The 23,071-nt window shown below is 74.5% G+C and carries 6 protein-coding genes; all 6 read right to left on the bottom strand.

The genetic code is table 11. From position 1 onward, the window contains the following. Positions 1-68 precede the first annotated feature (68 nt). From F9B16_RS19930 to F9B16_RS19905, 6 genes are read right to left on the bottom strand one after another with little or no spacing between them, the layout of a single operon-like run. Positions 69-800, bottom strand: a complete 732-nt coding sequence (locus F9B16_RS19930; protein ID WP_151541604.1) for a thioesterase II family protein — start codon at positions 798-800, stop codon at positions 69-71. Further along, positions 797-1,444: a GNAT family N-acetyltransferase gene (locus F9B16_RS19925; RefSeq protein ID WP_225991786.1), complete on the bottom strand. Its 648-nt coding sequence runs from the start codon at positions 1,442-1,444 to the stop codon at positions 797-799. Before F9B16_RS19925 ends, F9B16_RS19930 begins: the two co-directional genes overlap by 4 nt. Beyond that, on the bottom strand, positions 1,437-1,646 hold the full coding sequence (locus F9B16_RS19920) for an MbtH family protein (protein WP_151541603.1): 210 nt from the start codon (positions 1,644-1,646) through the stop codon (positions 1,437-1,439). Before F9B16_RS19920 ends, F9B16_RS19925 begins: the two co-directional genes overlap by 8 nt. Beyond that, the gene (locus F9B16_RS19915) at positions 1,643-5,569 is read right to left on the bottom strand and encodes a non-ribosomal peptide synthetase (protein WP_225991785.1); all 3,927 of its coding nucleotides are present in this window, start codon (positions 5,567-5,569) and stop codon (positions 1,643-1,645) included. The genes F9B16_RS19920 and F9B16_RS19915 overlap by 4 nt, the downstream gene beginning before the upstream one ends. Beyond that, the gene (locus F9B16_RS19910) at positions 5,566-13,305 is read right to left on the bottom strand and encodes a non-ribosomal peptide synthetase (RefSeq protein ID WP_151541601.1); all 7,740 of its coding nucleotides are present in this window, start codon (positions 13,303-13,305) and stop codon (positions 5,566-5,568) included. Before F9B16_RS19910 ends, F9B16_RS19915 begins: the two co-directional genes overlap by 4 nt. Next, complete coding sequence (locus tag F9B16_RS19905) at positions 13,302-22,874, bottom strand: non-ribosomal peptide synthetase (protein ID WP_151541600.1); 9,573 nt, start codon at positions 22,872-22,874, stop codon at positions 13,302-13,304. The genes F9B16_RS19910 and F9B16_RS19905 overlap by 4 nt, the downstream gene beginning before the upstream one ends. Between the last annotated feature and the right edge of the window lie 197 nt (positions 22,875-23,071).

The following is a 23,071-nucleotide window of genomic DNA, read 5'->3' as shown; positions in this document are numbered from 1 at the left end:
GTTGAACCACGGTCGGCGGCGGGGCGGTGTCCAGGGCCTCCTGGACGCCATTCCGCCGCCGGCCCGTGTCAGGCCGGGACTTCGAGCGTCCGGTGGATCTCCTTGATGACCTGCGGCTGGCGGGGCGTCAGGTAGAAGTGGTCGCCCGGCAGGACCGTCAGCGCGAAGCGGCCGCCGGTGACCGTCCCCCAGCCCTTCGCCTGCTCCTCGGTCACGTGCGGGTCGGCGTCCCCGATGATCGCGGTGATCGGGACGGTGAGGCGCGTCCCGTCCCGGTGCTCGTACGCCTCGATGAGCGCGAAGTCGTTGCGCACGTACGGCAGGACCAGCTCGCGCAGCTCCGGGTCCTGCAGCGCCTCGGCGTCGGTGCCGCCGAGCTCCACCATCGCCTCGACCACGCCGTCGTCGTCGCGGTCCGCCACCCGCTCGCCGCCCCGGTCGTGCGGGGGACGGGCGCCGGACGCGAACACGTGCACCGGCGGGGTGCCCCGCTCCTGGAGCAGCCGCGCCACCTCGTAGGCCAGCACGGCGCCCATACTGTGCCCGAACAGCGCCGCGGGGCGGTCCATCAGCGGCGCCATCGCGCCGGCGATCAGCCGGGCGAGCTGGTGCGCGTCGGTGACGAACGCGTCCGCCATCCGGTCGGCGCGGCCCGGGTACTGGACGGCCTGCACCTCGACGGCCGGGCTGACCGCCTGCGCCCACGGCCGGTAGAACACCGCGGACCCGCCCGCGTGCGGGAGGCAGAACAGCCGCATCGACGCCCACGGCCGGGTCTCCGGGCAGCGGAACCAGCTCACGTGATCAGCTCCTCCTCCTGGAACCGGCGGGACGCGGACCGCGGGTCGTGCGGCAGCGGCCACGGCGCGACCCGCGGGTCCGGGACCAGCTTCGGCCCGGTCGTCTCGGCCGCCACCTTGAAGCCGCGGCGCCGGTAGTTGGCCATCGCGTTCGGATGATCGAGCGTACTGGTGCGCAGCCAGACCCGCGAGGCGGGGCCGCTGCCGGCGGCCCACAGCTCGCCGCGCTGCCACGCCCGCCGGGTGCACTGCTCGACGAGGTAGCCGCCGTAGCCGCGGCCGACGAACGCGGGGGTCAGCCCGACGAGGTGGATCTCGGTGTCGCCGCCCGGCTGGGCCTCCAGCTCGAAGAACCCGGCGATCGTCCCCTCGGCCATCGCGAGCCAGGTGGACAGCTCGGGGCGCTCCACCCAGGCGCGCCAGTCGGCGTGCGTCCAGGGGAAGCGGTCCGTCCAGCAGACGCGGGCGCCGACCATCGCGTACAGGGCCCGGTTGACGTCCGCGGACGGCACCCCGGCCAGGGTGAAGGTCATCTCGACGCCGGGCAGCGGCGCGGGCCGCAGGTCGGCGGCGTCGAGCATCTCCATCGCCCACTCGGTGACCGCGGGGATCTCCAGGGCGCGCCCCGCCGCCGGGTCACTCACCCATGGCCTCGACGAGGCTCTTCGGCCGCATGTCGGTCCAGTTCTCCTCGATGTACTCCAGGCAGGCCTGCCGGGTGTCCTCGGCCTTGGCGACCGTCCACCCGTCGGGGACCTCGGCGAACGACGGCCACAGCGAGTGCTGGCCCTCGTCGTTGACGAGGACGACGTACGTGCCGTCGGCGTCCTCGAAGGGGTTCGTCATCGGCGTCCCTTTCCAGTGTTTCCAGGTATCTGGTCGTTGACGTGCAGTTTGTCGAGCTTGGCGGCGAGCACGGCGCCCATCTCGGCGGCCGGGCCGGGCTCCAGCAGGAAGTGGTGCTCGACGTCCAGGGGGTAGTCCTCGATCTGCCCCTCGACGAGCGGCCCCCAGTTGGACGGCCCGGTCGGCGAGTCCGCGGTGCGGCCCTGGAGGGCGGTGAAGAAGACGACGTCGCCGCGGTACCGGCCGGGCCGGTACCGCTCGGCCTGGCGCAGCCCGTTCTCGTAGTTGCGGTAGACGTTGACGAGGTCGTCCTCTTGGAGGGTGGCGAGGGCGTCGTCGCGTTCGGCGAGCACCGCCATGATCTGGGCCATGTCGGGGTTGCCGTCGTCGGCGACCATCTTCGCGTCGATCCCGATGGACTCCAGCAGCTCGGGCAGGATCTCCCGCTTCTCCGCCTCCAGGTCCTGCGTGTGGTAGGCGTCGATGAGCCCGAGCAGCCCGACGCGCTCCCCGGCCTCCTGGAGCCGGGCGGCCATCTCGTAGGCGATGAGGCCGCCGAGCGACCAGCCCACCAGGTGGTAGGGGCCGGACGGCCGCACGGCGCGGATCTGCTCGATGTAGTCCCGCGCCATCTCCTCGACGGAGCCGGGCAGGTCCTCGCGGGTGAACGCGCTGCCCTGGAGGCCGTAGATCGGCTGGTCGGGGCCGAGGTGGCGCTGGAACTGCAGGTAGCTCCAGGCGAGCCCGCCGGCGGGGTGGACGAAGAAGACCGGCGGCCGCGTCCCCGTGGTGCGGATCGGCAGGAGCATCTCGAAGCCGAGCCGGTCCTCCGGCTCCCCGGCGCGCAGGAGCCCCTCGACGGTCTGGTGGGTGAACACGTCGCGGGGCGTCAGCTCGATCCCGGCCTGGCGGGCGCGGGTGACGAGCTTCAGCGCGGCGATGCTGTCGCCGCCGAGGTCGAAGAAGCTGACGTCGGCGCCGACCCGGTCGAGGCCGAGGACGCCGGCGACGATCCCGCAGAGCGCCTCCTCCTCGGGGGTCGCGGGGTCGCGCCCGGCGGCGGCCTCGGCGTAGTCGGGGGCGGGCAGGGCGCGCCGGTCGAGCTTGCCGTTCGGGCCGACGGGGAAGGTGTCGAGCCGGACGAACGCGGGCACCATGTACTCCGGCAGCCGCTCGGTCAGGAACTCCTTGAGGCCGCCGGTCGCGGGCGCGATGACGTAGGCGACGATGGTCTTGACGCCGGGCGCGTCCTGGCGGGCGACGACGGCGGCGTTCGCGACGTCCGGGTGCGCGGTGAGGGCGGCCTCGATCTCGCCGAGCTCGATGCGGAACCCGCGGACCTTCACCTGCTGGTCGGCGCGGTCGACGTATTCGAGGGCGCCGTCGGGGCGGTGCCGGACGAGGTCGCCCGTCCGGTACATGCGGTACCCGGGCGGGCCGTACGGGTCGGGGACGAACCGCTCCCCCGTCAGGGACGCGCGCCGCAGGTAGCCGCGGCCGACGCCCGGCCCCGCGATGTAGGCCTCGCCGACGACGCCGGGCGGGACGGGCCGCAGCGCCGGGTCGAGGACGTACGTCCGCCGGTCGTCCATGGGGTGCCCGAGCAGCGCGGACGTCTCGCCGGGGGCGGCGAGCAGCCGGGGCCGCTGCCGGTCGATGGTGGTGTAGGTGGTCGCCTCGGTGGGCCCGTAGACGTTGCCGACCTCGGTGTCCGGGCAGGCGGCGAGGACCCGGCGGACCGCCGCCATCGAGCCGGACTCGCCGCCGGTGAGCACCTCGCGGAGCCCCGCGAACGCCTGCGGCCGCTCGTCGGCGATCAGGTTGAACAGCGTCGTGGTGAGGAACAGGCCGGTGACGCCGTGCGCGCGGGCCAGGTCCTCGACGGCCTCGCCGGTGAGGTGGCCGGGCGGCGCGACGACTGTGGCGCCGCCGTGCAGCAGCGGCGTCCAGATCTCGTAGATGTGCGCGTCGAAGGCGTGCGGCGAGTGGAACAGCACGCGGTCGTGGGCGCCGCCGCGCAGCTCGCCGTCGGTGGCGAGGCTGACGGCGTCCTGGTGGCGGAGCATGACGCCCTTCGGCACGCCGGTCGAGCCGGACGTGAACAGCACGCAGGCGAGCTGCTCGGGGTGGCACGGGACGTCCGGGGCGGTGGCGGGCTGCGCGGCCGTCTCCGGGTCGTCGTCCACGACGAGGACGTGCGCGGAGGTGTCGAGGCGGGCGACGCGGCCGCGCATGGCGGTGTCGACGAGCAGGACGGGCGCGTCGACCTCGTCGATCGCCCACGCCGTCCGCTCGGGCGGGTAGGCGTGGTGGATCGGCGCGTAGGTGCCGCCCGCCTTGAGGACGGCCAGGGACGCCACGACGCTTGCGGCCGACCGTTCGAGCAGGACGGCGACGGGCGTCTCGCGGCGGACGCCGAGCCCGATGAGGCGGTGCGCCAGCCGGTTCGCGCGCTCGTCCAGCTCCGCGTAGGTGAGCGACTCGGCGCCCGCGACGACGGCCTCCGCGTCCGGGGTCTGCGCGAGCTGCTCGGCGAAGCGGCCGGTCAGCGTGCCGGCCCGCCGCTGCGTATCGGCTCCCTGCCAGGCGCGCAGCACGAGGTCGCGCTCGTCGTCCTCCAGCACGTCAATGCGGCCGAGCGGCAGGTCGGGACGGTGCGCGACGGACTCCAGGATCCGCACGAACCGCCGCATCAGCCGCTGCGCCTCGTCCTCGCCGTACAGGTCCGTCCGGTAGTCCAGCCGCAACGACAGGCCCCGGCCGGGGACGGCGGCGAGCGTCAGCGGGTAGTGGGTGGCGTCGTGCCCGTCGACGTTGTGGAGGGTGAGGCCGCCGAGGTCGGTGCCTGCGGCGTCAGGGTCGAACGGGTAGTTCTCCAGGACGGTCATCGTGTCGAACAGCGGCCCGGTCCCGGCGAGCCGCTGCACGTCCGACAGGCCGAGGTGGTGGTGCTGCATCAGCGCGGCCTGCTCGTCCTGCAGGCGGGTGAGCGCGGCGGCGACGGTGTCGGCGGGCCGGACCCGCACGCGGATCGGCAGCGTGTTGATGAACAGGCCGATCATCTGCTCGACGCCGGGCAGCTCGGGCGGTCGCCCGGACACGGCGGCGCCGAACACCACGTCCGTCGCGCCGGTGAGGCGGCCGAGCAGGACGCCCCAGCCGAGCTGGAGCACCGTGTTGAGGGTGACGCCCTGGGCGCGGGCGCGCGCGGACAGCGCCGAGGTGAGGTCCTCGGTGAGCCGGATCCGGACGCGTCCGGGCGCCTCCGTGCCGGGTTCCGGGGCGGCGGGCGCGACGAGGGTCGGCCCGTCGACGCCGTCGAGCGCGCGGCGCCAGGCGGCCTCGGCGGCGGCGCGGTCCTGCGCGGCGAGCCACGCGAGGTAGTTCTTGTACGGGGCGACGCGCGGCATGCCGGTGTCGTCGCCCTTGGCGAGGTACAGCGCGAACAGCTCGGTCTGCAGGACGGGCGTCGACCAGCCGTCCAGCAGGATGTGGTGGTTGGTGAACACCATCCGGTGCAGGCCGTCCGCCAGCTTGATCAGCAGGAAGCGCAGCAGCGGCGGCCGGGTCATGTCGAACGGCCGGGTCCGCTCGGCCTCGGCCAGCTCCCGCGCCCGCGCGTCCCGCTCGGCCTCGGGCAGGCCGGTCAGGTCGGCGTCCTCCCACGGCAGCCGGGCCTCCCGGTGCACGACCTGGACGGGCGAGCCCTCCTTGCGCTGCCGGAACCCGGCGCGCAGGTTCGCGTGCCGTCGCAGCAGGGTCGCGGCGGCGGCGCGCAGCGCGTCCACGTCCAGGGGGCCGCGCAGGTCGAACACGATCTGCGCGGTGTAGACGTCGTGCCCCGAGTCGTAGAGGGCGTGGAAGAACAGGCCCTGCTGCAACGGGGACAGCGGGAGGATGTCCTCAAGCTGCGACTTGCTCAATCCAGCTCCCATTCACCGTCGAGTTCGGCGGCGAGCTCGTCGATCTCGTCCTGGCTGACGTCGACCAGGGACAGGTCGGAGGGGGTGAAGCCGCCCACGGGCCCGTCGGCGGGCGCGTCCACGACGTGCGCGACGAGGCCGCGCAGCGCGGCGAACCAGCGGTCGGCGAGGTCGCGGACGGCGTGCTCGTCGAACAGGCCGCCCGCGTAGGTCCAGGTGGCGGACAGTTCGGGGCCGTCCGGCAGGTCGCGGGTGTGCGCGTTGACCTCGACGGCGTGGACGAGGCCGAGCGCGCCGTCCTGCCCGCCGCCGAGCGCCTCGGCGTCGGCCTGCCCGGCGGGCCCCCAGTCGGTGGCCTCGGGGACCGCGGACCGGCCGAGGTAGTTGAACGCGATCTGCGGGTGCGGGCGCCCGGCGAGGCGCTTCCCGGTGGCCGGGTTGAGGTGGCGGAGCAGCCCGTACCCGATCCCGTTGTCGGGGATCTCGCGCAGCTGCTCCTTGACCCGCTTCAGCGCGGTGCCGACGGCCTGCCCGCCCTCGCGGACGTCGCCGGGCTCGACCCAGCCGGCGTCGAGCCGGACCGGGTAGATCGCGGTGAACCAGCCGGCGGTGCGGGACAGGTCGACGCCCGGCACGACCTCCTCGCGGCCGTGCCCCTCCAGGTCGATGAGGACGGCGGTGTCGTCGGACACGCCCCGGTCGCGGCGCCACTCGGCGACGGCGAGGGCGAGGCCGGTGAGCAGGACGTCGTTGGCGCGGCCGTGGAACGCGGCCGGGACGTCGGTGAGCAGCGGCCCGGTGACGTCGGCGGGCAGGTCGACGGTGAGGTGCCGGGCCGTCCCGAACGTGTCGGTCCCCGCGTCCAGGGCGCGTGCGCCCAGGGCGGGGTCGGGGGTGGCGAGGACGTCCTCCCACAGCGGCAGCTCGGCGGTGCGGGACGGGTCGGACGCCTCCGCGACCAGGCGCTGCGCCCAGCGGCGGAACGAGGTCGGGACGGGGTCGAGCGCCCCGCCCGCCCAGGCGGTGACGAGGTCGGGCAGCAGGATCCGCCAGGACACGCCGTCCACGACGAGGTGGTGCAGGGTCAGCAGGAGGCGGCCGGAGCGGTCGGGGCCCGCGTCGAACCAGACGAGCTGCGCCACCGTCCCGGCCTCGGGGTCGAGGCGGTCGCGGGCGGCGCGGGCCTGCTCGGCGAGGACGGCGCGCAGCGCGTCGCCGTCGAGGCCGGTCACGTCGACCCGGTGGACGAGCGGCGCCGCGTCGACGGTGCCCGGCTCGGCGACCTCGAACTCGCCGTCGCGCACGCGGAGCCGCAGCATGTCGTGGTGGTCGAGGACGGTCCGCAGCGCCGCCGTCAGCTTCTCGACGCCGAGGCCGGGCGGGACCTGGAGCAGCATCCGCTGGCTGTAGCCGGCGGTCGGGCCGTCCAGCTCCTGGAACCAGCGCATGATCGGCGTGGCCGGGACCTGCCCGACGCCCGCGCCGGGCGCCTCCGCCTCGACGCGCTCGCCCTCGCCGACGGGGCGCGACGCCGCCGCCAGCTCCTCGACCGTCTGGTGCTGGAACACCTCGCGAGGCGTGATGACCAGGCCGGACTGCCGGGCCCGGGACACCAGCTGGATCGCGATGATCGAGTCGCCGCCGAGGTCGAAGAACCCGTCGTCGATCCCGACCCGCTCCAGGTTGAGCACCTCGGCGAACAGCCCGGCGAGCGTCTCCTCCTCGGCGGTGCGGGGCGCGCGCGACGACGCCTTCGCGGCGAAGTCGGGCGCGGGCAGTGCGTTGCGGTCGAGCTTGCCGTTCGTGGTCAGCGGCAGCGCGTCCAGCATGACCACGGCGGCCGGGACCATGTAGTCGGGCAGTCCGCGGCCGGCGAACGCGCGCAGCTCCGCCGGGTCGACCTCGCCGGTGGCCACGACGTAGCCGATCAGGCGGTCGTCGCGGACGATCACCGCCGCGTCCGCCACGGCGTCGTGCCTGGTCAGCGCGGACTGGACCTCGCCCAGCTCGATCCGGAAGCCGCGCAGCTGCACCTGCTGGTCGGCGCGGCCGAGGTATTCGAGCGTCCCGTCCGCGCGCCAGCGGCCGAGGTCGCCGGTGCGGTACATGCGGGTGCCCGGCCTGCCGTGCGGGTCGGCGACGAACCGCTCGGCGGACAGCCCGGGACGGTTGAGGTAGCCGCGCGCCAGTCCCGGACCGGCGACGTACATCTCCCCCGCCACGCCGGGCGGGACGGGCTGCAGGCGATCGTCCAGGACGTAGACGCGCAGGTCGGGGATGCCGGCGCCGATGAGGCTGCCCGGCGCCGTCGCCGCGGTGACCCGGTCGAGCGCGACGTACGACACGTGGACGGTCGTCTCGGTGATCCCGTACATGTTGACGAGGGTCGGCGCGTCCTCGGCGTGCCGGGAGTACCAGTCTTCGAGGCGTCCGAGGTCGAGGGCCTCGCCGCCGAACACGACGTACCGCAGCGCCAGGTCGGCGCCCGGGTTCGCCTTGTCGGCGGCCATGAGCTGGTAGAACGCCGACGGCGTCTGGTTCAGGACGGTCACGCGCTCGTCCGCGAGGAGCTTCAGGAACTCGTCCGGCGACCGCGACGTCAGGTACGGCACCACCACGAGCCGCCCGCCGTGCAGCAGCGGCCCCCACAGCTCCCAGACCGAGAAGTCGAACGCGTAGGAGTGGAACAGCGTCCAGACGTCGTCGGGGCCGAAGTGGAACCACTCTTCGGTGGAGCGCAGCAGCCGGACGACGTTCTGGTGCGGGATGACCACGCCCTTGGGACGTCCGGTCGACCCCGACGTGTAGATGACGTACGCCGGGTTGTCGGGCGAGATCTCGACGCTCGGGTTCGCGTCGTCGTAGCCGGACGCGTCCAGGTCGTCCGGACGCAAGGTCAGGACGGGCTTGGCGTCCTCGACCATGTACGCGATGCGGTCCTCGGGGTAGTCGGGGTCGATCGGGACGTACGCCGCCCCGGCCTTCAAAACGGCGAGGATCGCGACGACGAGATCGGCGGAACGCGGCAGCGCGAGCGCGACGAACTGCTCGGGCCCGACGCCCTGGTCGGCCAGGCGGCGCGCCAGCCGGTTCGCCCGCGCGTTCACCTCGCCATAGGTCAGCGACGCGCCCTCGAACGACACCGCCACCGCGTCCGGACGCGCCGCCGCCTGCGCCTCGAACAGCGCCGGGATCGTCGACCGCTCCACCTCGGGCGCCTTGCCGCCGGCCCACCTGCGCAGGATGGTGCGGCGTTCGGCGCGTTCCAGGATCTCGGCGGTGCCGATGGGGGCGTCCGGGTCGGCGACGAGGTTGCGGACGAGCCGCTCGAACCGGCCGGCGATCGCGGCGGCGGTCGCCGGGTCGAACAGGTCGAGGGCGTATTCGAGGCCGGCCTCGATCCCGCCGGGCGCGCCGTCGCCGCCGTGCCGCTCCTCCAGGTAGAGGGACAGGTCGTACTTCGCCGTCCCGGCGGTGAGCGGTTCGGCGCCGCCGGTGAGGCCGTCCATCTCCAGCCGCGCCTCGGGGTTGTTCTGGAACGACAGCGCGACCTGGAACAGCGGGTGCCGGGCCATCGACCGCGCCGGGTTCAGCACCTCGACGAGCCGCTCGAACGGCAGGTCCTGGTGGGCGTAGGCGGCGAGGTCGGTCTCCTTCACCCGCGCGACCAGCTCGCGGAACGTCGGGTCGCCGGAGGTGTCGGTGCGCAGGACGAGCATGTTGACGAACATGCCGACGAGGTCGTCCAGGGCCTCGTCCGTGCGGCCCGCGATCGGCGACCCGACCGGCACGTCCGTGCCCGCACCGAGCCGCGTCAGCAGCGCGGCGAACGCGGCCTGCATGACCATGAACAGGCTCGCGCCGCTCTCGCGGGCGAGGCGCAGCAGGCCCGCGTGCAGCTCGGCGTCCAACTCGAAGGCGTGCGTGCCGCCCCGGTAGGACGCCTCCGCTGGGCGGGGCCGGTCGGTGGGGAGCCGCAGCTCCTCCGGCAGCCCGGCGAGCGCGTCCCGCCAGTACGCGATCTGCTTGGAGATCAAGCTGTCCGGGTTGTCCTCGGACCCGAACAGCTCGCGCTGCCAGAGCGTGTAGTCGGCGTACTGGACGGGCAGCGGCTCCCACTGCGGCGCCCGGCCCTCCGCGCGGGCCGCGTAGGCGAGGATCACGTCGCGGGCCAGCGGCGCCATCGACCAGCCGTCCGCCGCGATGTGGTGCAGCACCAGCACCAGGACGTGCGCGCCCCTGTCGTGCGTGTCACCGTCGAGGGCGAAGAGCCGGGCCCGCAGCGGCGGCTCCACGGAGAGGTCGAAGCCGCGCCCGACCTCGGCGGCGAGCGCCGCCGGCAGCGCCGCCTCGGTGACCGGGGCGACGTCGACGCGCGGCCGGGCGGCGGCCGGGTCCAGGACGAGCTGGCGGGCGCTGCCGGACCCGTCCGGGAAGATCGTCCGCAGCGACTCGTGCCGCTCCACGACGTCGGCGAGGGCGGCGCGCAGCGCGTCCAGGTCGAGCGCGCCGTCCAGCCGCAGCGCGACCGGCATGTTGAACGTCGCGGACGCGCCCTCGAACCGGTTGAGGAACCAGAGCCGCTGCTGCGCGTACGACAGCGGCACGACCTCGGGGCGGTCGGCGCGCCGCAGCGGCGGCCGCACGTCGCCGCCGGCCTCGGCGAGGCGTTCGGCGAGGCCCGCGACCGTCGGGGCCTCGAACAGGGCCCGGACAGGCAGCTCGGCGCGCAGCGCGGTGCGGATCCGGCCGACGAGGCGGGTGGCGGTGAGCGAGTCGCCGCCGAGGTCGAAGAACCCGTCGTCGACGCCGACGCGCGGCACGCCGAGGATCTCCGCGAACAGCCCGCAGAGGATCTCCTCCTGCGGGGAGCGCGGCGCGCGGCTCACCGGCGCGCCGGTGTCGGGCGCGGGCAGCGCGGACCGGTCCAGCTTCCCGTTCACGGTCAGCGGCAGCGCGTCCAGCGCGGTGAACGCCGGGACCATGTAGTCGGGCAGCCGCTCGGCCGCGAACCGCCGCAGCGCGGCGATATCGACGGTGGCGGGAACGACGTAGGCGGCGAGGCGCCTGTCGCCGGGCCGGTCCTCGCGGACGACCACGGCGGCGCGCGCGACGCCCTCGAACCCGGCGACCACGTTCTCGATCTCGCCGGGCTCGACCCGGAACCCGCGGATCTTGACCTGGTCGTCGGCGCGGCCGAGGTACTCGATGGTGCCGTCCGGGAGCCAGCGGGCGAGGTCGCCGGTCCGGTACATGCGGTCGCCGGGCGCGCCGAACGGGTCGGCGACGAACCGCTCGGCGGACAGGCCCGGCCGCCCGAGGTAGCCGCGGGCGAGCTGCGCGCCCGCGAGGTACAGCTCGCCGGGGACGCCGGGGGGCGCGGGCTGGAGCGCGGCGTCCAGCACGTAGGCGCGGGTGTTGCGGTGCGGCCCGCCGATGGAGACCCGCTCGGCCCGCGCGACGACCTGGTTCATCGTGTCGATGGTCGACTCGGTCGGGCCGTAGAGGTTCCGGGTGGTCAGGCCCGGGATCGCGCGCAGTTCCGCCCAGAGGGCGTCGCTGACGGCCTCGCCGCCGAGGAGCAGATGCGAGGGCAGGTGGCGGCCGTCGCCGCTGAGCAGGCCCGCTTCGCGGAGCGACGCGAAGTGCGACGGGGTGGTGTTGACCAGGTCGATCCGCGCGCGCGCCACGTACGCGGTGTACGCCTCGACGTCGCGGCGGGTCGCGTCGTCGATGAGGTGCAGCTCGTGGCCGTGCATCATCCACAGCAGGCCGTGGAACGAGGTGTCGAATGAGAACGACGCGAGGTGCGCGAACCGCATCCGCCTCCCGCCGGCGGCCTCGATCGCGGGGTCCATGAACGCGTCCCGGTGCGCCTCGAAGTAGTTCAGGACGCCGGTGTGCGGGATCGTCACGCCCTTGGGGCGTCCCGTCGATCCGGAGGTGTAGATGACGTAGGCGGCGTTGCCCTGCCGCAGCGGCCGGACGCGGTCGGCGTCGCCCGGGTCGTGCGCGGGCCCGTCCTCGCCCAGGGGCAGGTTGCCGGTGGTGATGGTGAAGGCGGGGCGGCAGTCGTCCAGCATGTACGCGATGCGGTCCGCCGGGTATTCGGGGTCGATCGGCACGTACGCGGCGCCCGCCTTGAGGACGCCGAGGATCGCCACGACGATCTCGGGCGTGCGCGGCAGGACGATCGCGACGCGGTCCTCGGCGCCGATCCCCCGCGCGATCAGCTCGTGCGCGAGGCGGTTGGCGCGCTCGTTCAGCTCGGCGTAGGTGAGGGACGTGTCACCGCAGACGAGGGCGGTCTCGCCGGGGGTGCGGGCGGCCTGGGCCTCGAACAGCGCGGGAAGGGTGCCGGCGGGGAGGTCGGCGGCGGTGTCGTTCCAGCGCGCCAGGGCCTCGCGTTCCTCGTCGCTCGCCAGCGCAACGGCGCCGATGAGCTGGGACGAGTCCTCCGCGAACGCTTCGAGGAAGCGGCGGACGCGGGCCAGCAGCGCCTCGACGACGTCGCGCTCGAACACGTCGGGCCGGTAGTGCAGGCGCAGCGACAGCCGGTCGTCCGGTACCGCGACGAACGACAGCGGGAAGTGCGTCGCGTCGTAGGAGTCGGCGGCGGCGATGCGGACCCCGTTCAGCGAGCCGTCCAGCATCGCCGGGTCGAACGGGTAGTTCTCCAGCACCGTCATCGTGTCGAACAGCGCGCCGCCGTGGCCCGCGACCCGCTGGATGTCGGTGAGGCCGAGATGGTGGTGCGCCAGCAGCGCGGTCTGCTCCTCCTGGAGCCGCTCCATCAGCGCGGCGAGCGACTCGTCCGGGCGGTGCCGGACGCGGATCGGCAGCGTGTTGATGAACAGGCCGATCATCTGCTCGATGCCGGGCAGCTCCGGCGGGCGGCCCGAGACGGTCGCGCCGAAAACCACGTCGTCGCTGCCGAGGAACCGGCCGAGGACCAGGCCCCACGCGCCTTGCAGGACGGTGCTGAGCGTGACGCCGTGCCGCCGGGCGGCGCGGGAGAGGCGGCGGGTGGTGCGCTCGTCCAGTTCGGCGATGGTGCGTTCCGGCGGGCGCGGCGCGCGCGCGGCCGCCTCCGGCGCGACGAGGCTCGGCTCCTCCACCCCGTCGAGGGCGCGGCGCCACGCCTCCTCGGCCGCGGCGCGGTCCTGCTGCGCCAGCCACGCCAGGTAGTTCTTGTACGGGGTGACGCGCGGGAACCCCGCGTCGTGGCCGCCCTGCACGTACAGCATGAACAGCTCGGTCGCCAGGATCGGCGTGGACCAGCCGTCCAGCAGGATGTGGTGGTTGGTGAATATCAGCCGGTACCGCTCCGGGCCCGTCCGGACGAGGACGAACCGCAGCAGCGGCGGCGCCGTCATGTCGAAGCCGCGCGCCCGCTCCCGCGCCACGATCGCGTCGGCCTCGGCGGCGTCCGCCGCCTCGGTCTCCTCCCACGGCAGCTCGACGGTGCGCGGGATCACCTGCACGGGCCGCGACAGGTCCTCGTGCCAGAACGCGGCGCGCAGGTTGGAGTGCCGGCGCAGCAGCGTCTCGGCGGCCGCCCGCAGCGCCCCGGCGTCCACCGGCCCTTCGAGGTCGAGCACGATCTGCGCGGTGTAGACGTCCCGGCCGTCAGCGCCGTCGCCGGTGCCGCCGTCGGCGTCGAAGAGCGCGTGGAAGAAGAAGCCCTGCTGCAAGGGAGACAGCGGCAGGATGTCCTCGAGGTCCCCCCGGTTCACGACTGGCCCCTCCACGCGTTCTGCAGCTTGTCGATCTCGCTCTGGTCCAGGTCCACGAGCAGGTCGGACGGAGTGAACCCGCCGGCGGGCGCGGCGTCGCCGCCGGCCGCGACGTGCGCGACGAGGCCGCGCAGCGCGGTGGACCAGCCGTCGGCCAGCTCCCGGACCGCGGCCTCCTCCAGCAGCCCGCCGGGCCACGTCCACGTCGCCGACAGCACCGGGCCGCCGGGCACGTCGCGGGTGATCGCGTTGATCTCCAGGACGTGCGCGACCGGCATCCGCGGGTCCTCGCCCGCGGGCGTCTCCTCGGGCGCGATCGTCCAGTCGCCGTCCCCGTCGCCGGGCGCGACGCGGCCGAGGTAGTTGAACGCGATCGGCGCGGCGGGCGGCTCGGCGAGCTCCTCGGCGGCCTCGCCGCCGCCGTAGCGCAGCAGCCCGTAGCCGATGCCGCCGTCCGGGACGGCGCGGAGCTGCTCCTTCACCTTCTTGATGGCGGTGCCGACGACCGCGCCGCCGTCGCGGACCGCGGCCCAGTCGGCGGTGCCGGCGTCGAGCCGGACGGGGTGGATGGAGGTGAACCAGCCGGCGGTGCGGGACAGGTCCACGCCGGGCACGACGTCCTCGCGGCCGTGGCCTTCGAGGTCGATGAGCACGTCGGTGCCGCGCCCCGCGCCGTGGTGGCGGCGCCACTGCGCGACGGCGAGGGCGAGGCCGGTGAGCAGGACGTCGTTGGCGCGGCCGTGGAACGCGGCCGGGACGTCGGTGAGCAGCGGGCCGGTGACGTCGGCGGGCAGCTCGACGGTCAGCGACCGGGCGCGGGCCGCGATGTCCACGCGCGGGTCGAGCGCGCGTGCGGCGAGCCGCTGCGGCGGGCCGTCCACGATGTCGAGCCAGTCCTCCAGCTCGTCCTCGCGGTCGGCGGCGGTCGCGGTGAGCCGCTGCGCCCACCGGCGGAACGAGGTCGGGACCGGGTCGAGGGCCCCGCCCGCCCAGGCGGTGACGAGGTCGGGCAGCAGGATCCGCCAGGTGACGCCGTCCACGACGAGGTGGTGCAGGACGACGAGGAGTCGGCCCTGGTCGCGGCCCGCGTCGAACCAGACGAGCTGCGCCGTCGTGCCGGCCTCGGGGTCGAGGCGGTCGCGGGCGGCGGCGGCCTGCTCGCCGATGACCACGGCGAGCTTGTCGGCGTCCAGGCCCGCGACGTCCACCCGGGTGACGAGGGCGGCGGCGTCCACGGCGCCGGGCTGCCGGACGACCGGCTGCCACCGGTCGCCGTCGGCGTCCAGGCGGAGCCGCAGGACGTCGTGGTGGTCCACGACGGTCTGGAACGCGGCCGCCAGCTCGTCGGCGCCGAGCGCGGGCGGGGTGCGCAGCAGCATCGACTGGTGGAAGCCCCTGATCAGGGACGCGTCGCCGCCGGCCCGCTCGCGGAGCCACGCGACGATCGGGGTGACCGGGACCGGTCCGACGCCCGCGCCGGGCGCCTCCGCCTCGACGCGCTCGTCCTCGCCGACCGGCCGGGCGACCGCGGCGAGCTCCTCGACGGTCTGGTGCTGGAACACGTCGCGGGGCGTGATGACGAGGCCGGACTGCCGGGCCCGGGAGACGAGCTGGATCGCGATGATCGAGTCGCCGCCGAGGTCGAAGAACCCGTCGTCGATCCCGACGCGCTCCAGGTTGAGGACCTCCCGGAACAGGCCGGAGAGGGTCTCCTCTTCGGGCGTCCGGGGCGCGCGCGACGACGCCTTCGCGGAGAAGTCGGGCGCGGGCAGCGCCTTGCGGTCGAGCTTGCCGTTGACGGTGAGCGGCAGCGCGTCCAGCTCCACGACGACGGCCGGGACCATGTGGTCGGGCAGGTCGCCGCCGGCGAACTTGCGCAGCTCGGCCGGGTCGACGGGCGCGGAGGCGACGACGTAGGCGACCAGGCGGTCGTCGCGGACGACGACGGCCGCGTCCGCCACCGCGTCGTGCCTGGTCAGCGCCGCTTCGATCTCGCCGAGCTCGATGCGGAAGCCGCGCAGCTGCACCTGCTGGTCGCTGCGGCCGAGGTATTCGAGGCGGCCGTCGTCCAGCCACCGCCCGACGTCGCCGGTGCGGTACATGCGGGTACCGGGGGCGCCGTGCGGGTCGGCGACGAACCGCTCGGCGGACAGGCCGGGACGGTTGAGATAGCCGCGCGCCAGCCCCGGTCCGGCGACGTACAGCTCGCCGACGACGCCCGGCGGGACGGGCTGGAGCCGGCCGTCAAGGGCGTAGACGCGCAGGTCCGGGATGCCGGTGCCGATGACGCTGCCGGGCGCGGTCGCGGCGTAGGCGCGGTCCAGGGCGATGTACGAGACGTGCACCGTGGTCTCGGTGATCCCGTACATGTTGACGAGGGTCGGCGCGTCCTCGGCGTGCCGCGAGTACCAGTCCTCCAGGCGGCCCAGTTCGAGGGCCTCTCCGCCGAACACGACGTACCGCAGCGCGAGATCCGAACCGGGGTTCGCCTTGTCGGCGGCCATGAGCTGGTAGAACGCCGACGGCGTCTGGTTCAGGACCGTGACGCGCTCGTCCACCAGCAGCTTCAGGAACTCGTCCGGCGACCGCGACGTCAGGTACGGGACGACGACGAGGCGCCCGCCGTAGAGCAGCGAACCCCACAGCTCCCAGACGGTGAAGTCGAACGCGTAGGAGTGGAACAGCGTCCACACGTCGTCGGGGCCGAAGTCGAACCAGTGCTCCGTGGAGCGCAGCAACCGGACGACGTTCTGGTGCGGGACCACGACGCCCTTCGGACGCCCGGTCGAACCCGACGTGTAGATGACGTAGGCGGGATGATCCGGCGAGATCGCCACGTCGAGGTTCGCGTCGTCATAGCCGGACGCGTCGAGATCGTCCGGGCCGATGGTGAGGACGGGCTTGGCGTCCTCGACCATGTACGCGATGCGGTCTTCGGGATAGTCCGGGTCCATCGGGACGTACGCCGCCCCGGCCTTCAAAACGGCGAGGATCGCGACCACGAGGTCCGCCGAGCGCGGCAGTTTCAGCGCGACGAACTGCTCGGGCCCGACGCCCTGCTCGGCCAGGCGCCGCGCCAGCCGGTTCGCCCGCGCGTTCACCTCCCCGTACGTCAGCGACACGCCCTCGAACGACACCGCCACCGCGTCCGGACGCGACGCCGCCTGCGCCTCGAACAGCGCCGGGATCGTCGACCGCTCCACCTCGGGCGCCTCGCCGCCCGCCCAGTCGCCGAGGATCAGGTCCCGTTCGGCGGGGTCGAGGACGGCGGCGGCGCCGATGGGCGCGTCCGGGTCGGCGAGGAGCGCGGTCAGGTACCGCTCGAAGCGGGCGACGAGCCGCTCGGCCGTGGCCGGGTCGTACAGGTCGAGCGCGTACTCCAGCTCGCCGTCGAGGCCGTCCTCCCGCTCGGTGAGGATCATCAGCAGGTCGAACCGGGACACGCCGGCGTGCAGCGGCTCCACCTCGGCGGTGAAGCCGGGCATCTCCAGCCGCGCCTCGGGGTTGTTCTGGAACGTCAGCCCGACCTGGAACAGCGGGTGCCGGGCGAGGTGGCGCGGCGGGTTGAGGACCTCGACGAGCCGCTCGAACGGGACGTCCTGGTGCGCGTAGGCGGCGAGGTCGGTCTCCTTGACCCGCCCGACGAGCTCACGGAACGTGGGGTCGCCGGAAGTGTCGGTGCGGAACACCAGCATGTTGACGAACATGCCGACGAGGTCGTCCAGCGCCTCGTCCGTGCGGCCCGCGATCGGCGACCCGACCGGCACGTCCGTGCCCGCGCCGAGCCGCGTCAGCAGCGCGGCGAACGCGGCCTGCGCGACCATGAACGGGCTGGCGCCGGTGTCGAGCGACAGCTTCCGCAGCGCCGCGTGAACGCCGGCGCCGAGGCGGAACCGGGCCGTCGCGCCGCGGTAGGACGCCTCCGCCGGGCGCGGCCGGTCGGCCGGCAGCTCCAGCTCCTCGGGGAGCCCGGCGAGCGCGTCCCGCCAGTACGCGATCTGCTTGGAGATCAGGCTTTCGGGGTCGTCCTCGGAGCCGAACAGCTCCTGTTGCCAGAGCGTGTAGTCGGCGTACTGGACGGGCAGCGGCGCCCATTCCGGCGCCCCGCCCTCCGCGCGCGCCGCGTAGGCGGTGAGGACGTCGCGGGCCAGCGGCGCCATCGACCAGCCGTCGCCGCCCACGTGCTGCAGGAGCAGCAGCACGACGTGCTCGTCCGGCCCGAGCCGGAACAGGTGGGTGCGCAGCGGCGGCTCGGCGGAGATGTCGAAGGCGTAGCCGGCGGCCATCGCCAGCCGTGCCGGCAGCGCGGCCTCGGTGGTCTCGGTGATCTCCAGTTCCGGCCGGGCCGCCGCCGGGTCCAGTACCTGCTGGCGCGGGACGCCGCCGCTGTCGGGCAGGATCGTGCGGAGCGTCTCGTGCCGCGCCACGATGTCGCCGACGGCGGCGCGGAGCGCGTCCACGTCGAGCGGGCCGCGGATGCGCAGCGCGATCGGCATGTTGTACGTCGCGGACGGGCCCTCGAACCGGTTGAGGAACCACTGCCGCTGCTGCGCGTACGACGGCGGCACGACCTCGGGCCGCTCGCGCCTCTCCAGCGCGGGACGTCCGGGCGCGGCGTCCCGGCGGTCCAGCAGCGCGGCGAGCCCGGCGACGGTCGGCGCCTCGAACAGCGCGCGGACGGGCAGCTCGGCGTCCAGCAGCCGGCGGACGCGGCTGACGACCCGCATCGCGATCAGCGAGTTGCCGCCGAGCGCGAAGAAGTCGTCGTCGGCGCCGACGCGGTCGAGGCCGAGCAGGTCGGCGAAGACGGCGGCGACGGCCTCCTCCGCCGCCCCGGACGGCGGCCGGTGCGCGGCGGCGGGGGCGGCGGGCGCGAGGTCCGGCTTCGGCAGCGCCTTGGTGTCGACCTTGCCGTTCGGGGTGAGCGGCAGCTCGTCCAGCACGACGACGGCGGCGGGGACCATCGCCTCGGGCAGGTTCGCGCGGACGTGCGCGCGCAGCTCCTCCGGGTCGACGGCCTGGCCGGGCGCGGCGACGACGTAGGCGACCAGGCGCTTCTCGACCGGCCCCGCGGCCGGTTCGGCGACCTCGACGAGGGTGACGCCGGGCAGGTCGAGGCCGTCCACGGTGACGGCGGCGCGCGTGGCGGCGACCTGCTCCAGCGTGGTCAGGTACCAGCCGGTGAGCCGCTCGGCGGTGCCGGCGTCGAACAGGTCCCGCGCGTACTCCAGGATGCCGGTGAGGCCGCCGTCCGGGGCGTCCTCCAGCAGGAACTCCAGGTCGAACTTCGCGACGCCCGGGTCCACCGGCTCGACCGCGACGTTCAGCCCGGGCAGCTCGACGGACGCCTCGGGGTTGTTCTGCAGGGTCAGCATGACCTGGAACAGCGGGTGCCGGGCCAGCGACCGGACCGGGTTCAGCACCTCGACGAGCCGCTCGAACGGGACGTCCTGGTGCGCGTAGGCGGCGAGGTCGGCCTCGCGGACCCGCGCGAGCAGCTCCGCGAACGACGGGTCGCCGGAGGTGTCGGTGCGCAGCACGAGGGTGTTGACGAACACGCCGACGAGGTCGTCGAGGGCCTGGTCGGTGCGGCCCGCGATCGGCGAGCCGATCGGCACGTCGGTGCCGGCGCCGAGCCGGGTGAGCAGCGCGGCGAGCGCGGCCTGCAGCACCATGAACACGCTGACCTGGTGGTCGCGGGCGACGGCGCGCAGCCCCGCGTGCAGGTCCGCCGGGACCTCGAACGCGGCCCGCCCGCCCCGGTAGGAGGCGCGCTCGGGACGCGGCCGGTCCAGCGGCAGGGCGATCTGGTCGGGGAGCCCGGCGAGGGCGTCCTTCCAATAGGCGATCTGGCGGGCGGCGAGGCCGTCCGGGTCGTCCTCGGAGCCGAGCAGCTCGCGCTGCCAGAGCGCGTAGTCGGCGTACTGGACGGGCAGCGGCGCCCACTCGGGCGCCTTCCCGTCGCGGCGCGCGAGATAGGCGGTGACGACGTCGCGGGCCAGCGGCGCCATCGACCAGCCGTCGCCGGCGATGTGGTGCAGCACGAGCAGCAGCAGATGCTCGTCCTCACCCGCGTCGTCCGTGCCGAGGCGGTACAGGTGGGCCCGGAGGGGCAGGTCGGACGCGAGGTCGAAGCCGCGCGTGGCGTCGGCGAACACCGCGCCGAACACGTCGTCCGGGTCGGCGTCGCCGACCGCCAGGGGCGGGTCGGCGTCGGCCGGGTCCAGGATGATCTGGACGGGTTCGCCGTCGGCGTCCCCGAAGACGGTGCGCAGCGACTCGTGCCGGGCGACGACGTCGCGGAGCGCGGCGCGCATCGCTTCGACGTCGACCGCGCCGGTCAGCCGCAGCGGGATCGGCAGGTTGTAGGTCGCGGTGAGGCCTTCGAGGCGGTTGAGGAACCAGAGCCGCTCCTGCGCGTGCGACACCGGCAGCGGGTCGGGCCGCTCCACCGGCCGCAGCGCGGGCCGCCGCGTCTCGCCGCCGGACGCGGCGATCCGCTCGGCGAGGCCCGCGACGGTCGGCGTCTCGAACAGCGCCCGGACGGGCAGCTCGACGTTCAGCGCGGCGCGGGCCCGCGCGACGACGCGGGTCGCCTTCAGCGAGTCGCCGCCGTGGTCGAAGAACCCGTCGTCGACGCCGACCCGCTCGACGCCGAGGACGTCGGCGAAGATCCCGCTGAGGATCTCCTCGCGGGCGTCGCGCGGGCCCCGCGCGGACTCCGGCGCGGCGAGGTCCGGCTCGGGCAGCGCGGCCCGGTCGAGCTTCCCGTTCGGGTTGAGCGGCATCGCGTCCAGCGCCACGATCGCCGACGGGACCATGTAGCCGGGCAGGGTCCTCCCGACGTACGCGCGCAGCTCCTGCGCGGGCACCGCCCGGGCGTCGGGACCGACGACGTAGCCGACGAGGACGGTGTCGCCGGCGGCGTCGCGGCGGGCGACGACGACGCTCTGCGTCACGGCGGGATGCGCCGACAGCGCCGCCTCGATCTCGCCCAGCTCGATCCGGAAGCCGCGGACCTTCACCTGGTGGTCGAGGCGGCCGAGGTACTCGATGTTCCCGTCGCGGTTCCAGCGGACGAGGTCGCCCGTCCGGTACATCCGCTCGCCGGGGCCGCCGAACGGGCACGCCACGAACCGGTCGGCGGTCAGCCCCGGGCGGCGCAGGTAGCCGCGCGCGAGGCCGTCGCCCGCCACGTACAGCTCGCCCGGCACGCCGACCGGGACGGGCCGCAGCCGCTCGTCCAGCACGTAGGCGCGGGTGTTGGCCATCGGGCCGCCGATGGGCGCCATCCCGGAGTCGTTGCCGTCGTCGAACCAGCCCGTCACGAAGACGGTCGCCTCGGTGGGGCCGTAGATGTTGGAGATCCGCGCCTCCGGCAGCAGCGCGCGGACGTCGCGCAGCAGCCGCGGCGAGAGCGCCTCCCCGCCGAGCGCCACGTCCCCGACCTCCAGCCGGAAGTCCTTGCGGGCGAGCAGCACCGACACCGCCGACGGCACGCCGCTGATCAGCGAGCCGGACCAGCCGCCGCGCTCGGCGACCTCCAGCAGGTCGCGGACGACCTCGATCTCGCCGCCGATCGTCAGCGGCACCAGCCACTCGAACAGCGACACGTCGAAGTTCAGCGACGTGGAGAACAGCACGCGGCGCATCCGCTCCGGGCCGTAGCTCACCATCGACTCGGCGCAGAAGTCGATCACGTTCGCGTGCGAGATGACGACGCCCTTCGGGCGGCCCGTCGAGCCCGAGGTGTAGATGACGTAGGCGGGGTTCTCCGGGCGGAGCGGCCGGACGCGGTCGGCGTCGGTGACGTCGTCGCCCGGCAGGCCGCCGAGGTCGAGGGCGTCGAGCTCGACGCGGGGCGTGCCGCCGGGCAGCTCGGCGGAGCGGGTCGTGATGACGCAGGCGGGCGCGGCGTCGTCCAGCATGTAGGCGATGCGGTCCGCCGGGTAGGCGAGGTCGATCGGCTGGTAGGCGGCGCCCGCCTTCAGCACGGCCAGCGCCGCGACGACGAGGTTCTCGTCGCGCGGGAGGGCGAGCGCGACGAAGTCCTCGGCGCCGACGCCGCGCGCGATCAGGTGCCGGGCGAGCCGGTTCGCGCGCGCGTTGAGGTCGGCGTAGGAGAGGCGGACGTCGCCGGCGACGACCGCGGCCCGATCGGGCGTCCGCGCCGCCTGCGCCTCGACGAGCTCCGGCGCGACCGCGGGTGCGACCGGGTGCGCCGTGTCGTTCCACCGCCGCAGGACGAGGTCGCGCTCCGCGTCGTCGAGCAGCTCCACGTCCCGCAGCGGGGTCGACGGGTCCACCGCGCCGAGCGTGCGCATGAACCGGATGTACCGGTCGTGGTGCGCCGCGACCTGCTCCTCGCTGTACAGGTCGGGGTGCGCCTCGAAGTCGACCCGGATCCCGGCGCCGTCGAGGTTGTCGTAGATGTTGATCGCGAGGTCGTCGATCGGGCCGATCGTGATGGCGTGCATCCGCGCCGGCAGCCCGGCGAAGTCGAGCCGGTAGTCGAACGCCATGATGTTGATGACGGGCCCGTACAGCCGGCGCCGCTCGCCGAGCAGCTTCAGGTCGCGCAGCAGGTCCTCGCGGCGGTACCGCTGGTGCCGCAGCGCCCGCGCGCTCGCCCGCGTCGCCGCGCGGACCAGCTCGTCCACCGTCATGTCCGGCCGGACGTGCACGCGCAGCGGCAGGATCGTCGACAGCATCGCCGGCGTCTCCCGGGCGACCTGCGTGGTGCGGCCGCTGACCGCGAGGCCGAGGATGACGTCCTCGGTGCCGGTCATCCGCGCCACGTACGCGGCGGTCGCCGCGATCGCGAGGCCCTGCGTGGCGGTGCGGAGCCGCCTCGCCCCCGCCGCGAGCGCCGCGGACTCTTCCGGCGGGACGACCTCGACCCGGCTGATGAAGTCGGCGGTCGGCTCGGCCATGTCGTCGGCCAGGCTCACCGCGACCGGCTTGTCGGCGAACCGCTCCGTCCAGTAGGCGCGGTCCCGCTCGAACCGCTCCGACGCCCGGTACTCCTCCTCCTCGGCGAGCACCCGGCGGTAGTCGCCCAGCTCCGCCGGGACGTACTCGCCGCCGTTCGCCAGCGACGTGTACACCTCCGCGGCCCGGTGCATGATCAGCGGCCCGCTGTGGCCGTCCTGGATCGCGTGGTGCGTACGGATGAACCACCGGTGCAGGACGGGCGACAGCCGCAGCATCGCGGTGACGAACAGCCGCTCGCCGTCCAGCGGCAGCGGCTCGGCCATCCGCGCCCTCATCCACGCCCGCGCCGCCGCGTCCGGGTCCGCCTCGCCGGACAGGTCCACCAGGGGAATCGAGACGCTCGCGTCCGGGTCGAGGATCTGCCGCACCGCCCCGTCCCGCTCGGCGAACCGGGCGTGCAGCGCCAGCACCTCGTGCGCCCCGATGCGCGCCACCCGGTCGAAGAGTTCGTGGTCGAGCGGACCCTCGATCTCGATGTACTGCGCGATATGGATCGGCGTTCCGGGCGCCAGCTGCTGCGCGTACCAGACGCTCTGCTGAGCGGCCGAAAGAGGGACGTACTCGGTGGACGACATCAAGTGCTTTCCCGGTCGAAGGGGGGTTGCTTTATGCCAGGCAACGGCGTCCGGAAGGCGCCGGCGGGCGGAAATTCAAAGAGAAAGACCACAGAACTGATCGGGCTGCTCCCCGTCCCCTTTCACCCGAGTCCCTTCCGGGAACGCGGCGGCACGCGGACCCCCGGGGGTACGACGCCCCGTGGTCCCGCCAATAC

The sequence above is a fragment of the Actinomadura montaniterrae genome (assembly GCF_008923365.1).
Classification (GTDB): Bacteria; Actinomycetota; Actinomycetes; order Streptosporangiales; family Streptosporangiaceae; genus Spirillospora; species Spirillospora montaniterrae.
Note: the sequence above shows the minus strand (reverse complement) of the source record. Positions and strands in the feature narration are given on the sequence as shown.